Origin of the sequence: Bacillus sp. cl95 (assembly GCF_900115925.1) — a bacterium.
In the GTDB taxonomy this organism is placed as follows: domain Bacteria; phylum Bacillota; class Bacilli; order Bacillales; family Cytobacillaceae; genus Neobacillus_A.
The window spans coordinates 247,239-261,975 of record NZ_FOYF01000005.1 but is presented as its reverse complement, the minus strand read 5'-3'; the positions used below and the strand labels follow the sequence as shown (position 1 = coordinate 261,975).

Below are 14,737 nucleotides of genomic sequence, written 5' to 3'. Positions count from 1 at the left end.
AATGTGGACTCGTTTTCTTTGTAACCGGAGCTTGAGGTGACTGAAATGGCTTTTACCATAGGAAGAAAAGGTACTTATATCGAACAGGTTATATCGGAACATTTTAATATTAGCCTTCTTGCTAGAGGTGATGGGTCAGAAATAATGATTCAGACTATAGCAAGAGACAATCTTTTCTACATTTATCCTAGTGATAATGCAAGTGTATTGGAGTTTTTCTATATACTACAAGGGGAAATGATTTGTGAATTAGATGGTGAAAAAATTAAACTGGGACAGAACGATTATTACACAGCAACTAATTTAGAGCATCCTATTCATTTTACTGCACTCACAGATGTAGTTTATTTATGGGTAATTACAGAGCCTACATTTTATCAGTTAAGTGAGAGTATAACTAAATTAATAAATATAGTTGATGAAGTAGAAAAAAAAGATCGTTATACATATAAACATAGCGAAAGAGTTTCAGAATATGCGGTGAAAATTGCAAAGAAGCTAATGCTAACAAAAGAAAAATTAGAGAATTTATACATAGCTTCCCTATTACATGATATAGGGAAAATACACACACCAGGTGAGATTTTAAACAAACCTGGCAAGTTAACAGATGAAGAATTTTCTATTATAAAACGTCATCCATTGGATGGAGCAGAAATGGTTAAGAATCTTTATTATGAAGATATAGCAACGATTATAGAGCAGCACCATGAGAGATTAAATGGAAGCGGTTATCCTCAGAAGTTAAAGGGACAAGAAATCCTTTTTGAAGCTCGAATCATTGCAGTGAGCGATACGTTTGATGCGATGACAGAAGATCGTGCCTATCGCAAAGCTTACGACACGCAGTATGCAATAGATGAATTGAAAAGGCTCGTAAACACTCACTACGATAAAGAAGTTGTAGATGCCTTTGAAGAAATATTAAAAGAAGAGGGACGTATTTAATTTTCGGTGGATGTTTTTCTTTCTATGCTATTTAATAATAAGCCCGTTAAACATGCATAACGAAGTAGCTCATTAGTCTAAAAAGAGGATGCTACTATAAAAAACAAAGAGATCACCTCGTATAGGTGATCTCTTTGTTTGAGAAGGAAAACACCCCACTGTTTGAATGGGAAAAATCTGACTCTTTCTTAAGACGAGGCGTCTTATGCCTGTCGGGGCTGATCATTACTCTTTCGCTTTTTGTTCTGGTACCACGAATAGAAACTACCTGCTTCGGTACTGGAAACGCCAAATAATTCACTTTCATGCAGGGGTTTTGCTTTATTGGTAAAAGTGAGGGTAGCGACGCCAAATTTTCGTTGTAGCCATGAATGTTTCACAGTAATTTGTTGAATACGTTCGCGATGAGTGACAAACGTTTCATTGGTCAATCCGCCTTTTCTGATTTGAACCGTATTTCCATGACGGATATAGCTAGTAAACCAGTAATCTAGCATACGGGTAAGGATGGTCAATCCAAAGACAATCGCAGCGACCCACAGCCACTCGGTTTTGAAAATACCAAAACCAGTGAGAGCGATAATCGTTAAGTAGTAAGGTTGAAGAAGTTTAAGCCAAAGGACTTTAATAGGGAAACGTTCCATATGCTCCTCAATAAGGTAATTAGGCAACATAGCTTGTAATACTCGATAAGCATCTTGCTTAGGCATAAATGGATATAAAGAGCTTGTTTCCTGATTTTCCTCCTCAAACGCTCCTGCACTGATGAGCTTGATTGAGGCTAGTCCGAGGATACGCTTAATAATGGACTGTTCTACTATTACGGCCTGCACTCTATGCTTCGGTATGGAGTAGCTAATAAAATTGCCGACACCTTTTTCGATATATATTCTTTCGATGTCATCGCTAATGACATAATTTCCATACTTCATGGAGGTTTTAATAAATCCAATGATTACTGACAATCCTAGAGCTATAACCAAAAGTATAATGAGCATCCACCAGTGCATGAGTAAGTAGTCAAAGGCATTTTCAGCAGAATCTTCGATTTCAAAGAAATCTGCAAGATTGAAATAGATGGCACTCAGTAAAGGGAAAATGGCCAGGAAACTGAGAGAAGTAAAGGATGCCTTAATCAAATCTTTTTTGGTTGATCGGAAATGAATGGTTCGATTGATTTGTTTTTCTATATTCTTTTCATCATCTTCCAATAAGAAATCTTGTGTTTGTTCTAGTATGGATAGGATTCGAATTTTTTCCGTTTCCGTAATGACGGGAAATATAAAGGAGGCATTTTCTCCTGTTGTACCCGTTTCAAGTGTTAAGGAGGTAAGTCCGAACCATTGGTGAACAAAAGTCGTGTTCGATTTTTGGTTATGGATACGGTCTAGAGTCACGGTTCGTTGTTTTTTTACGAATACACCCTCATAGAAGACAAGGGAATCTCCAGCGATTTCATAACGGTGTAAGTGCCATTTTAAGAAAGTTGAAATCATCGTCCAGATGAAGGCTATTAAGAGGAGATAACGTCCCCCGATCACCCAGTTTGACGTGGAAGAAGCTTTAAAAACGAATAAAAAAATAAGGAAACCAATTGATCCTTTGATGAAGGAGATGAGCTCAACGGCTATGAACGCGGGGTGATATTTTTTTACACCATGGATCATGCTCCTTTTTCTCCTTCCACTAACTCTTTATCCTGTATTTTGGCGAATGTAGCGATTTGTACTTTCAGTTTTTTTGCCTCTTCAGAAGGAATCGCAGGAATCACGTGGCTTGAAGTCGTGGTGCCAACTTCAATATTGAACAAGTCGTAGCGTCGCATAAGAGGCCCTTGTTCTGTGCGCACATATTCTACTTTTTCCATTGGTATTAACGTATGCCTTACTTGCCATTTTCCGAATTTTAATTGGACGAATCCCTCATCAATCTTATAACGCCAGTGTCGCTGTGTAAAAAGGGGTTCAATCAAAATCGAGTAGATGGATGAAAGGACGAGCAGACCCCCAACCACATAAAGGACGATTCCTATCCATTCATACCAGTCAAATTTTTCTGTACAAAAGATTAAAACTGCAGTAATGAGTAATGCTGATAAATGTCCAATTGTATTGGAAATTCTCCAAACCTTAACGGCATCGGCCGAAATTTTTTCAGATGGTTCTTCTATATGTAAGTACATGATCTTCACCTCAATTATCCTATACGAGTAAAGTAATCCAATAGTTTCAAATGTATTCCATTTGGTAGAGGGATTATAAGAAATTTATGTTGTAAAGATTATGTAAATGCTTTGATACAAAGCAGTTTCTTGTGATATTTTCAGAAGAGATCATAAAAGACATAAGCCTTGAAAGCCCTTTTAAAGAGCGGAATTCTGAAGGGAGATATCATTTGATGGATCAGAAAATCATAAATACAGAAAAAAGTAAGGGTTCGTTGTTAGAAATCCTGATGGTTTCTACAAAACTCGGCTTAACCTCTTTTGGAGGTCCGATCGCTCACTTAGGATATTTTCATGAAGAATATATCCGGCGAAGAAAATGGATGGACGAAAAGAGTTATGCGGAATTAGTAGCACTATGTCAATTTCTGCCCGGCCCTGCAAGTAGTCAAGTGGGTATTGGGATTGGCGTGATGCGTGCAGGTGTTTTAGGTGGCATCGTCTCATTCTTGGGATTTACCTTGCCATCTGTTGTGGCACTTATGATTTTTGCACTTATCCTTCAGGGATATGAAGTAGTCGATGCTGGTTGGATCCACGGGTTAAAAGTGGTCGCAGTAGCGATTGTGGCGCATGCCATTTTAGGGATGGCACAAAAGCTGACTCCTGATTTGAAGCGGAAAGTAATTGCTCTCGTAGCGTTAGTCGGAACCTTATTGTGGCAATCAGCCTACACACAAGTCATCATCATTCTTTTTTCTGCCATCATTGGCTATCTAATCTATAAAGAGCAAAGTGAAAAAGAGGATACTAGCATTCATTTCCCGATTTCACGCAGATTTGGAGTCATTTGTTTAATGCTATTTTTCGCGTTACTTTTGCTTCTTCCGGTTTTGAGAGAAACTACTTCGCTTCATTGGATTGCCCTTTTTGATAGTTTTTATCGTTCCGGTTCTCTTGTTTTTGGTGGTGGACATGTTGTTTTGCCATTACTCGAGCGTGAATTTGTTCCCACTGGTTGGTTAAGTGAAGAAGCTTTCCTTGCCGGGTATGGGGCAACGCAAGCCGTTCCGGGGCCATTATTTACATTTGCAGCGTATTTAGGAACAGTGATGAAGGGCTGGTTAGGTGGGATTATTGCAACGGTTGCGATCTTTTTACCAGCGTTTCTTCTCATTCTTGGCACACTTCCGTTTTGGGATAAACTTCGCAGCAATCCAAAAATCAATGGAGCCTTAATGGGTGTGAATGCAGCGGTAGTAGGAATATTGATTTCAGCCTTTTATCAGCCGATATGGACGAGTTCAATCTTAGGACCAATTGATTTTGCCTTTGCGGCTATTTTGTTCAGCATGTTGGTGTATTGGAAGCTGCCGCCATGGGTGATTGTATTAACAGGTGCGATTGGTGGGGCACTTTTATCCAATCTTTAAGCAACTCTTGGTAACGAGTGTTTGAAATCGTGTTCGAAAAAACGATGAAATTATATTAAAATGGACAAGAATGGAGGATATGAATATATGTCTAATTTACCTAATTGCCCAAAATGTAATTCCGAATACACTTATGAAGATGGTAGCCTGTTGGTCTGCCCGGAATGTGGCCATGAGTGGTCTTTAGAATCAGAAAGCAATGAAGATGAAAAAGTTGTGAAAGACGCAAATGGAAACGTGCTAAAGGATGGGGATTCTGTATCCGTCATCAAGGACCTTAAAGTAAAAGGTACGTCTTCCGTTATTAAAATTGGTACAAAAGTGAAAAGCATCCGTTTAGTAGAGGGCGATCATGATATCGATTGCAAAATTGACGGTTTTGGAGCGATGAAATTAAAGTCTGAATTCGTTAAAAAGATATAAATGTCAAAATGAAAGAGCTAGGTCGTGGACCTAGCTCTGTTTTTTAAACTAATACAGCTGAATTTTGTTTCGGGAATCTCCATGCAAAATCAAATTCGATGTTTACGATGCCTTTAACACTAATAAAGCTTACTAGACCATACTCCTTCGTCAAAAACCAGTTCTTTGCTATGGCGCTTCCGACTAACTCCATATGGTTTTGTGGATCATTAATCATCAAAGTATCCCCTTGAATCATCACTTCGTAAGTATCTCGCCCATCACTATATGTTCCTACCCAGTCTTTCCAGTCCTTAGGATCAGCCTGATAATTTTGTACAAACTCAGGACAAGCTTTGCTGTTTATCACGATACACTTGACAGTTTGTTCTGGAGAATAGACCGGAATCCCTAATGTGAATGCGGTGTTTTCATTATCATCTTTAGCGATATAAGTATCTCTATTAAATCTGTTTAACTCGAAAGATTGCTCGTTGTGTTTCATGAACACTTTTCCAGTGTGGGAATAGACCTCTATAAGACCGTAATAGCTGTGCAAATAAGTGCCTTCAATGGATGCCCAATCGGGTTCAGCTAAAGACGATACATCGGGAGTGACTTCTTCATGAACTTCATCTTTTAGTAATTCATCAACGATTTCATATCCTGCTTGGAAGATATTTTCTCCATTTGCCAACGCAATTACAGCAATCCCTTTTTCAGGGACAAGAATGAACTGACTGGAATACTGATTACTGTACTGACCATAATGCCAGAAGCGTTCAATCCCGCCTTTTGTTTCTCGGAAAAAAGTGATTCCGCACCCTGCATGGGTTGTCGTGTACCATTTGATTTGTTGCTTTCTCATTTCTTGTATTGAAGATAGAGAAACGATTTGACTATTTTCATAAAGTCCTTCTTGTAAATGCATCATCGCGAATCGGCTAAGATCCTGAATAGAAGAGAACGCAAAATAAGAAGGATAGCTTGCAACCGTATCGTAAAATTGTGGGGAAATAGTCAGAGTCCCATTGCCATCTTTATCATGGGGCAATGCCAAAGGATGTGTCATGGCTTTTAACGGATTGTAGGTTGTTTGATTCATCTCTAATGGATGAAAGAGCATTTCTTGCATGAGTACTGCAAATTTCTTATTCGTTACTTGCTCTGCAACAAAGCCGGCGATATTCAAGCCATGGTTTCCATAAGAATAGGCAGTACCTGGATGAAAAAGAATTGGCAGCGTCGGCACGACATTTTTCATATACTGGGAAAGACCTGCCTCATCGTAATGGTTGATGACGTCATCACCAGTAGGGAGTCCAGAAGAATGCGTCAAGAGCATACGTACTGTAATAAGCTTAGATAATTCAGGATCTGCGGTTGTGAACCACGGAACATAATATTGAACAGGTTTGTCTAAATCGATCATACCTTTTTCAACAAGCATCATCATAAGTGTTCCGGTAAAAAGCTTACTTACGGATGCAATGCGAAAGAGCGTATTCGAACATATTGGTGTTCCCCAATCCTCTCCTGTAGTGCGACCAAACCCTTCTGATAAAAGTACCTCATTGTTCTTGATAACAGCAAAGGCAGCACCAGGGATTTTATTTACTTTCATTGAATCATGGATAATACGGTGGATATTTTCTAATAAAGACATCAATACATGACTCCTTCTCTTAACTCTCTTATAACGTAGATAATTCAATAAAAGATAAAAATTTCCTGCTTTAATAGGTATTTAAAGCTCCTTCAGTTTTCAACAAGCGCCTCCTAAACGCATAGATTAGAGATAACCAACTTTACAAAGGGGAATACTCAAAATGATTCATCCGCATACAGAACTGCGTTATATAAACAGTGAGATGGGATTTGGTGTTTTTGCAACGAAATTCATTCCAAAAGGAACCATTACGTGGGCATTGGATGAGCTGGATCAAGTCTTGGAATCAAGTGAAGTAAAGAAGCTTGATAAATACAGAGAAAAAATCGTCAATAAATATTCCTATCGCAATCATGATGGTAAATATATACTTTGTTGGGATTTGGGAAGGTATGTTAATCACAGTTTTCATGCTAATTGCATGGGAACGGCATATGAGTTTGAAGTGGCTATTCGGGACATACATCCAGGAGAACAACTAACGGATGATTACGGAACTTTAAATATTGATGTTCCTTTTGAATGTATGGCCGAAGAAGGAACAGATCGGAAAATCGTTTACCCTGATGATTTGCTTAAGTACCATGAGGAATGGGATCAAAAGGTCATAAAAGCACTTAAGCATTTTTATGATGTCGAACAGCCACTTCTTCATCTCGTTTTGCCAGAATACATGGAAAAAGTAAAGGAAGCAGTCAAGGAGCAAGTTCTGCAGGACTCCATCAAGAGCATTTATTATGATCGTGAGAAGTCGAGGTAATTTGATAGGATTCCAATGCCTATTTTTATAAGACAGAGCCTAACACAGAGTTGGGCTTTTGGGTATTCTTTCATATTTTTCTAGAAAACTATTATTAAAAATCCGGTTGACAGATTTACAAGCATCATGTAGCCTAGTGAATATAACTGAATACAACCTCACTTTTTACAGTGAGGTAGAGGCGCAATATTTAACAGTCTTTAGTGGAGTTCGAGAAAGCTATGATGCTAAAGAGAAGGAAATGTTGCCGAAGCTTGTAATATTCTCAGTATTACTTGCTGGGTCTGTAGTTAAGAACTGCAGGACTGTCTCAATAGACTCCCCGGTTTATTGAGTTGTGCTATCTCATTTGGGAAAAAGAGAGGAATTTAGGGCAACTATACATATATTGCGACCTGAGTCTATCTCAGGTCGTTTTTTTGTTGGAAAAATGCCCATAAAAATAGAGGAGGATGAACATGAGACAAAAAACATCATTATTTCTAGCTTGCTTTCTTTCGGCAATCATTCTATTAGCAGGGTGTGGATCAAGCGATAATTCAAAATCTGGTTCGGCAGATGAGGATACATTTAAGGTAGGACTTGAGGCTGGATATGCGCCATTCAACTGGACTCAAAAAGATGACTCCAATGGTGGAGTTAAAATTCAGGGTACCTCAGAGTATGCAGGTGGCTATGATGTAGAAATCGCGAAAAAAATTGCAGATGGCTTGGGTAAGAAATTAGTTATTGTTAAAACCGAATGGGATGGTCTTGTCCCCGCTTTAACTTCAGGAAAAATCGATGCCATTATTGCGGGAATGTCACCGACAGCAGAACGTAAGAAGACAATTGATTTCTCTGACAACTATTATAAATCGCAATTAATTATGGTTGTTAAAAAAGGTAGCAAATACGAAGGAGCAACTTCTATCCAAGATTTCAAAGGTGCGAAAGTAACGGGGCAATTAAATACGTTCCACTATTCTGTCATCGACCAAATCAAGGGTGTTTCTAAAGAAACAGCAATGGATAACTTTCCGGCTATGAGGGTGGCTCTTGAATCAGGAATCATCGATGGTTATGTTTCAGAACGTCCTGAAGGAATTAGCGCTTCAGCTGCAAACGAAAACTTTGCAATGGTCGAATTTAAAGATGGATTCAAAGCATCTGAAGAAGATACGAATACGGCTGTCGGACTTAAAAAAGGCAGTGACTTAACCAAAAAAATCAATGAAACTTTAGCTGGTATCTCTGATGAAGAACGTACAAATATGATGGATACGGCAATCAAAAATCAACCAGCAGCAAAATAATCTTGTTATAAAACCGGCTGTATCACCATACAGTCGGTTTTATGATGAAGGCTCTTTTCGTAACAGCAACAACCAATGCGAAAACAGCTATAAAAAAAGAGGAGGAGAAAGATGAGCTTCGAGTGGATCGTAAAAATCATGTCGGAAAACTGGCCAATGTTCCTGCGTGGAGCGGGTATGACGCTTTTAATAGCGCTAATTGGTACCATATTGGGTGCCGTCATTGGTTTATTGGCAGGAGTGATTCGGACAATTCCTGTCCCTGAACGTGGACCTAAAAAGGTTTTTCTTATAATCGTTAATTTCATTCTTTCTGTGTATATAGAATTTTTCCGTGGAACTCCAATGATTGTACAAGCGATGGTTATTTATTATGGATCGGCTTTAGCATTTGGAATAGATATGAACGTTTTAGTTGCGGCACTGATTATTGTCTCTATAAATACTGGTGCTTATATGGCGGAAATTGTTCGTGGCGGGATTGTTTCGGTTGATAGAGGTCAATTTGAAGCTGCTCAAGCAATCGGGATGAATCATGTTCAAACGATGATGAACGTTGTATTACCACAAGTCATTCGAAATATTTTACCGGCAACAGGGAATCAGTTTGTCATTAATATTAAAGACACATCCGTTCTGAATGTTATTTCAGTCTCAGAACTATACTTCTTAACAAAATCAGTTGCTGGAAACAATTTTAGATATTTTGAATCATTTTTTGTGGCATGTATGATCTATTTTATCATGACGTTTATCGTATCAAGGGTAATCCGTTATTTTGAACGAAAATTAGATGGTCCCGAAAATTACAAAATGATTGATCATGAAAAACAATCAACTGTTACAACGACAAATCATAGTATTGGAATTTAATTTTGGAAGAAGGAGGAGAGAGTTTGGAAACAATCATTGATATTCAACATTTAAACAAATCCTTTGGTACGCATGAAGTATTAAGAGACATTGATTTCTCCGTTAATAAAGGAGAAGTCGTTAGTATCATCGGTTCGTCAGGATCTGGAAAATCAACTCTGCTTCGTTGTATTAACCTATTAGAAAAACCAAGTGGCGGTCAAATCATCTACAAGAGAGAAAATATTCTAGACGACAAGCATGATATTTTCATATACCGTAGAAGATTGGGTATGGTATTCCAACAATTCAACCTATTTAATAATCATAATGTCTTAAACAATTGTGTAGTTGGACAAGTAAAAGTGTTAAAGCGATCCAAAGAGGAAGCAGAAAAAGTAGCGATGAAATATTTGAAGGTTGTTGGAATGGACAAGTACGTGAACGCCAAGCCAAAGCAATTGTCAGGTGGTCAAAAACAACGTGTTGCCATTGCAAGAGCTCTTTCAATGGAACCGGATGTCATGTTGTTTGATGAACCGACTTCAGCTCTTGATCCCGAAATGGTAGGCGAAGTGCTTAAGGTTATGAAAGAACTTGCTGAATCTGGTCTTACTATGCTAATCGTAACGCATGAGATGGATTTCGCAAAGGAAGTATCTGATCGCGTAGTATTTATGGAAAAAGGTGTTATTGCAGAAGAAGGAAGTCCCGAACAAATCTTCAATAATCCTCTACAGGAACGTACGAGGGAATTCTTAAAACGAACTTTAAGAAATGCCTAATAATAAAAGATGAGAACCATCAGAGCTGATGGTTCTTTATTATTTATAGATATTAGGATAATCCCCAAGATCGGGGTCGAGAAGCTTCTTTTTTATATATCGGAATAGAATGATTAACAATACGGCCGTTATAGGATAAGTAGGGATGGAATAGTAAAGCTTCCAGCCAGTATAAGTTAACGCACCATTCTTCAAACAGGCCCATTCAAAGAACAACGAAAAGCCAGTCCAAAATAGAATATACCAAAAGGCTTTTCTACCATATAGTTCCCATTTATCATACCCATATAAAAAGATCAAAGAAGCGCATGGATACATAAACAGATGAAATAACGCACCAGAAAGTTCATAGGTGGAATTATCTCCAAAAATATAAAGTTTGAAGGGAGTGGCAAGCAGAAAATAATCAATGGTTGAAACATAAGTGATATTACTTACCCAAATAATTGTGACAATTACGGGATGAAAATACTTTCGAATCGGTAAAAACAAAAGGAGTATTGTCGATGATGACAGAATGAAAAACCACTCGTTCCAATCAAACGTTACATTCATCACTACCTTCCCCCTTTAAAGAGCAAACTGCGAAAGAATTTCTTAAAGCAAATTAGTATACCCAAAGCGACAATCCAAAAAATGAATGACCACCAAGTTTTCCAATTTACATGATTAAGTACGCCTAGAATATCTGATAACCATTCCAAACCGACTAAAAGGAAGATGAAGCCTAAGTAGACTACCATCTTTCTGAATGACGTTTTTACACAATGAAAAAAATGAAGAAAAAGGACCATCAAAAGGGGGATAAGGATGATGCGGTTTACAAAATGAGCCAATTCTAGCTGGATGTTATTTGGAATGGTAAGAACTTTAAAATTCATATAGCAAATAGCAGAAAAGTTTTGAAAAAGATAGGAACTAATCATCCAGTAGACGATGATTTCAAGGCTATGAAGCCTTTTCTTGATTTTTGTAAAAAAAATATGGCAATCAAGTTCATAATGATATAAAAGAACAACACCATTAAAGAATATCCCCTTAATAAAAAGAACTAGGAAATGCAAGCCCTTCATTTATTTTGTCCAAAGTAGTATAGGTTATAAACGGGTTACCAGAGAAGAACGAAGATAAACCTAAATTGAACTTTTATAAAAATCTCATTATGGGGAATTCAATCTTTCAATGGGTGAGTTTGGATCATGTATTATGTATGATTATGTAAAAAAATAGAACTATTCTCATATTTTAATTTAAATGTAGTATAGTAAATTTATATAAGAAGATATCCAATAACTAACAATTTGTAAAGGTGGGTTGTAATTGAAAGCTGTTTTAAAGTCTCTTTTGATTTTTGTACTATTGATGTCTGTGGTGATACCGTCATTACAAGGCCAAACTGTTCGTGCGGAATCTGCTATCGGACCAATAAGCTTAGGTTTTACACCGCATGATTCGGTTCTTGACCAGAATAAACCGGTGGTTTACATGACAAAGTTAGGAAGCAAGACGCTATACGCAGTCAATTTTTCCACAGGTGAAATGAAAACCTTAACACTTCCAGACCCTGCAGAGAGACTGGATTTACAAAAGGGGAAACTGTATGTAACTCAACATAAAATGAGTCATGATACATACAATGTTGGACCTTATAGTGGAGGCATTGCCGAGGTAGATACGGAGACATTTACGTTAAGCGATACGATGGATATTGCAGCCGACCCTTTTGATATTGCTGTTGATCAGAATGGCTATATTTATATATCACCTGGTCGGGACAGCATGGGGATTTAAAGGTTTACACAATGAAAGATAAAACTGAGATTATTCAAAACTCAACCAAAACTTCATTGTATGAAAAATCGAACATTTTTTTCAATGCGGAAACGGCAAAAATTTATGCCATTGATACGACTATTATGCCAAGGGATATTGAAGCATTTGAAGTTGTAAATGGTGTCATTCAAAATCATTATGATTCCCCTTTTCATGGTGAATATGATCTTGGTGTTTCCGGGAAAGTGACTCCAGATGGAATGCATTACTACAATGCGAGCGGCGATGTATTTGAGCTTGCGCAATATCAATCTGGTGATATGCAATATGGATTTACATTTGGGAAAAAGTACAATGATTTCGAGTTTAGTGTAGAACATCAACTGACATTTGGTGCAAGTAGCACGAGTGGAATTGACGTTTATCAATATGGAACAAATAAGTATTTGTACCCGTTAAGAAAAGATTTAAATGTTCAAAAATTTCATTACCAAGATGGAAAATTGGTGATGATTCATAAAGACAGTAACGGTCATTACTTTTTAGAAACGATGAGTGCTGATACTCAGCCAACCTCAGGTCTGCCGGATACACCAGGTGTACCAGATCCTGCAGGTACAATCGATAACCTTGGTTTCAAACCTTATGATACAGTGATGGATTCTAGTAAACCTATTGTCTATATGACTAGATTAGGAAGCAAAACAATTTATGCAGCCAATTTTGTTACAGGGGAAATCAAGGCTCTTGCGTTGCCGTACCCAGCAGAGAGAATCGAGCTATTTGAAAATAAGCTTTATGTGACTCAACATAAAATGGTTCATCGAGATTACACTGACCAGCAGTTGGCAGGCGCCATTGTAGAGGTAGATGCTGAGACTTTCACAGCAACGAAATTGATTGATGTAGATACAGATCCTTACGATTTTGTGATTGATGAAAATGGCTTTGCTTACATTTCGTCAGGTTCAAACCATTGGGAAAAAGTGAAGGTTTATAACCTATCAAATAGAGGAGAAATACCTAATCCAACTGCATCTGACATTTATAAGTCATCCAATCTTTATTACAGCCCTGAACTCTCAAAAGTTTATGTGACAAGTACGGAATATTATCCATCGAGTGTTAAAGCGATTGAGGTGGATCATGGTGTCATTCAAAATCAATACGAATCTCCTTATCAGGGGAAGGATTCTTTTCAGGCATATGCGAAGATTTCTCCGGATGGATTGAAACTTTATAATCGTAGTGGGGTTGTGTGCAATTTAACGCAGTCCGAGTCTGGGGATATGGGTTTTGCATTCATTCTAGGAGCGAAATACAAAGATTATGATTTTAGTTTACAAGAGCAATTAACTTTTGCTGCAAACATCAATGGAGGAATTGATGTTTATAAATACAATACAAATGAGTATTTGTATTCAGTTGGAAGAAACCTTAAAGTTCAAAACCTTTATTCTCAAAACGGAATTTTTGCCATATATGAAGACAATGCTGGAGCGATTCATTTAGTTAAGATTAACATGGACGAACGGTATATTAGGGAAGACCTAAGCAAGCCTGAAGAACCCGTTTCTCCGATTGAACTGCTTGAAAGTGTATCAGTTACTTATTACGATGACGAGACGTATGAATATGACGAATTTTTTGACGGAGTAAAGAATGTGCCTTTAAGTCGCGTGTTCGCATTTAATTTTGATCAATCGATTCGTATCGCTGATGATACGAAAATAAGCATTATAGGTCCTAATGGCTATATAGAGACTTATAATGAGGTTGATGACGATGTTTTGTATGTATCTCCAGACCTTCTTAATGAAAAAACGACTTATACACTAAAAATAAGTAAAGAGGCATTAGTTGGCACAGACGGCAACAAGTTAACTGAAGATATTGTCATCCATTTCCAAACCGCTTCGAGTTGGGAGCAATTTGATGGTTTCTGGCATTATTATGATCCAGCTATTGGAGACTATGTAACTGGCTGGAAGAAAATCAATGCGGTTACGTATTATTTTAATAGTTACGGAGAAATGCAAACGGGTTGGGAAAAGGTTAATAACGTTTGGTATTACTTTAACACAGATGGGTCAATGAAGACGGGTTGGTTGAAAATAGGAACGGCTTCATACTACTTAGGTTCAAAGGGAGCAATGCAAACAGGCTGGTTGAAGGTAGATAACAAATGGTATTTCTTTGAATCCAGTGGGAAGATGAAGATGGGCTGGTTAAAATCAGGGACATCTTGGTACTACTTGAATACAAAAGGAGTCATGCAAACGGGCTGGTTAAAGTTAGATAACAAATGGTATTTCTTTGATTCAAGTGGAAAGATGAAGACGGGCTGGTTAAAATCAGGGACATCTTGGTACTATTTGAACACAAACGGAGTCATGCACACTGGTTGGTTAAAGGTAGGAACGACTTGGTATTTCCTTGATGCAGGCGGAAAGATGAAAACCGGTTGGGTTTATACAGGAGGTAAGTGGTATTACTTTTATAGCAACGGAGCAATGGCCTATAATACAACAATTAATGGCTATAGATTAGGCTCAAACGGTGCGCGGATTAAATAGTGTTCGTTTAATTTGGAAATTGAAAAACACCTTCTGAATCGTAGAATATTACGCAACTCAGGAGGTGTTTTCTTATCGAA

13 protein-coding genes and 1 riboswitch are annotated in these 14,737 nt (G+C 37.8%); of the genes, 9 read left to right on the top strand and 4 right to left on the bottom strand.

All coding sequences use genetic code 11. The features are described from left to right. Positions 1–45 precede the first annotated feature (45 nt). Entirely contained in the window at positions 46–948 is a 903-nt protein-coding gene (locus BMZ31_RS15255) for an HD domain-containing phosphohydrolase (RefSeq protein ID WP_090832779.1), read from the top strand. Positions 949–1,151: 203 nt separating this feature from the next. Here the strand turns inward: BMZ31_RS15255 and BMZ31_RS15250 are convergent, their stop codons facing one another. Both BMZ31_RS15250 and BMZ31_RS15245 read right to left on the bottom strand, forming a co-directional pair. Next, entirely contained in the window at positions 1,152–2,615 is a 1,464-nt protein-coding gene (locus BMZ31_RS15250; protein WP_090832778.1) for a PH domain-containing protein, read from the bottom strand. Beyond that, positions 2,612–3,130, bottom strand: a complete 519-nt coding sequence (locus BMZ31_RS15245; protein ID WP_090832777.1) for a PH domain-containing protein — start codon at positions 3,128–3,130, stop codon at positions 2,612–2,614. The genes BMZ31_RS15250 and BMZ31_RS15245 overlap by 4 nt, the downstream gene beginning before the upstream one ends. 215 nt (positions 3,131–3,345) lie before the next feature. Here BMZ31_RS15245 and BMZ31_RS15240 point away from each other — a divergent pair, with 215 nt between their 5' ends. Both BMZ31_RS15240 and BMZ31_RS15235 read left to right on the top strand, forming a co-directional pair. Beyond that, positions 3,346–4,545, top strand: coding sequence for a chromate transporter (locus BMZ31_RS15240; RefSeq protein WP_139205962.1), 1,200 nt, complete (start codon positions 3,346–3,348; stop codon positions 4,543–4,545). An 87-nt stretch (positions 4,546–4,632) separates the two neighbouring features. Further along, positions 4,633–4,968, top strand: a complete 336-nt coding sequence (locus BMZ31_RS15235) for a zinc ribbon domain-containing protein YjdM (RefSeq protein ID WP_090832776.1) — start codon at positions 4,633–4,635, stop codon at positions 4,966–4,968. Positions 4,969–5,011: 43 nt separating this feature from the next. Here BMZ31_RS15235 and BMZ31_RS15230 read toward each other — a convergent pair whose 3' ends face one another. After that, complete coding sequence (locus tag BMZ31_RS15230; RefSeq protein ID WP_090832775.1) at positions 5,012–6,613, bottom strand: serine hydrolase domain-containing protein; 1,602 nt, start codon at positions 6,611–6,613, stop codon at positions 5,012–5,014. 163 nt (positions 6,614–6,776) lie between these two features. Here BMZ31_RS15230 and BMZ31_RS15225 point away from each other — a divergent pair, with 163 nt between their 5' ends. The 4 genes from BMZ31_RS15225 (at position 6,777) to BMZ31_RS15210 (ending at position 10,308) form a co-directional block, all read left to right on the top strand. Further along, a complete protein-coding gene (locus tag BMZ31_RS15225; protein ID WP_090832774.1) occupies positions 6,777–7,376 on the top strand; it encodes an SET domain-containing protein in 600 nt (199 codons plus the stop codon). A gap of 168 nt (positions 7,377–7,544) precedes the next feature. Next, a riboswitch (Lysine riboswitch) is annotated at positions 7,545–7,727 on the top strand. Positions 7,728–7,834: 107 nt separating this feature from the next. Beyond that, the gene (locus BMZ31_RS15220; RefSeq protein WP_090832773.1) at positions 7,835–8,671 is read left to right on the top strand and encodes a transporter substrate-binding domain-containing protein; all 837 of its coding nucleotides are present in this window, start codon (positions 7,835–7,837) and stop codon (positions 8,669–8,671) included. 111 nt (positions 8,672–8,782) lie between these two features. After that, positions 8,783–9,544 carry an amino acid ABC transporter permease gene (locus BMZ31_RS15215; RefSeq protein ID WP_090832772.1) on the top strand — a complete coding sequence of 254 codons (762 nt, stop codon included), beginning with the start codon at positions 8,783–8,785 and terminating at the stop codon, positions 9,542–9,544. 23 nt (positions 9,545–9,567) lie between these two features. Next, a complete protein-coding gene (locus tag BMZ31_RS15210; protein ID WP_090832771.1) occupies positions 9,568–10,308 on the top strand; it encodes an amino acid ABC transporter ATP-binding protein in 741 nt (246 codons plus the stop codon). 39 nt (positions 10,309–10,347) lie between these two features. On the opposite strand, the gene BMZ31_RS15205 is transcribed toward BMZ31_RS15210, so the two are convergent. Beyond that, positions 10,348–10,863 (bottom strand): hypothetical protein, encoded by a 516-nt coding sequence (locus BMZ31_RS15205; RefSeq protein WP_090832770.1) that lies wholly within the window; start codon positions 10,861–10,863, stop codon positions 10,348–10,350. A gap of 765 nt (positions 10,864–11,628) precedes the next feature. Between BMZ31_RS15205 and BMZ31_RS15195 the strand changes: the two genes are divergently transcribed. Continuing rightward, positions 11,629–12,099 (top strand): YncE family protein, encoded by a 471-nt coding sequence (locus BMZ31_RS15195; RefSeq protein ID WP_090832768.1) that lies wholly within the window; start codon positions 11,629–11,631, stop codon positions 12,097–12,099. 11 nt (positions 12,100–12,110) lie between these two features. Beyond that, positions 12,111–14,657, top strand: coding sequence for a PspC-like choline-binding domain-containing protein (locus BMZ31_RS15190; RefSeq protein WP_090832767.1), 2,547 nt, complete (start codon positions 12,111–12,113; stop codon positions 14,655–14,657). Positions 14,658–14,737: the final 80 nt, after the last annotated feature.

What these genes read in the sequence shown, in the direction of transcription:
- BMZ31_RS15255 (WP_090832779.1), top strand. Translation starts at nt 46, where the DNA reads ATGGCTTTTACCATAGGAAGAAAAGGTACTTATATCGAACAGGTTATA.
- BMZ31_RS15250 (WP_090832778.1), bottom strand. Translation starts at nt 2,615, where the DNA reads ATGATCCATGGTGTAAAAAAATATCACCCCGCGTTCATAGCCGTTGAG.
- BMZ31_RS15245 (WP_090832777.1), bottom strand. Translation starts at nt 3,130, where the DNA reads ATGTACTTACATATAGAAGAACCATCTGAAAAAATTTCGGCCGATGCC.
- BMZ31_RS15240 (WP_139205962.1), top strand. Translation starts at nt 3,346, where the DNA reads ATGGATCAGAAAATCATAAATACAGAAAAAAGTAAGGGTTCGTTGTTA.
- BMZ31_RS15235 (WP_090832776.1), top strand. Translation starts at nt 4,633, where the DNA reads ATGTCTAATTTACCTAATTGCCCAAAATGTAATTCCGAATACACTTAT.
- BMZ31_RS15230 (WP_090832775.1), bottom strand. Translation starts at nt 6,613, where the DNA reads ATGTCTTTATTAGAAAATATCCACCGTATTATCCATGATTCAATGAAA.
- BMZ31_RS15225 (WP_090832774.1), top strand. Translation starts at nt 6,777, where the DNA reads ATGATTCATCCGCATACAGAACTGCGTTATATAAACAGTGAGATGGGA.
- BMZ31_RS15220 (WP_090832773.1), top strand. Translation starts at nt 7,835, where the DNA reads ATGAGACAAAAAACATCATTATTTCTAGCTTGCTTTCTTTCGGCAATC.
- BMZ31_RS15215 (WP_090832772.1), top strand. Translation starts at nt 8,783, where the DNA reads ATGAGCTTCGAGTGGATCGTAAAAATCATGTCGGAAAACTGGCCAATG.
- BMZ31_RS15205 (WP_090832770.1), bottom strand. Translation starts at nt 10,863, where the DNA reads ATGAATGTAACGTTTGATTGGAACGAGTGGTTTTTCATTCTGTCATCA.
- BMZ31_RS15190 (WP_090832767.1), top strand. Translation starts at nt 12,111, where the DNA reads ATGAAAGATAAAACTGAGATTATTCAAAACTCAACCAAAACTTCATTG.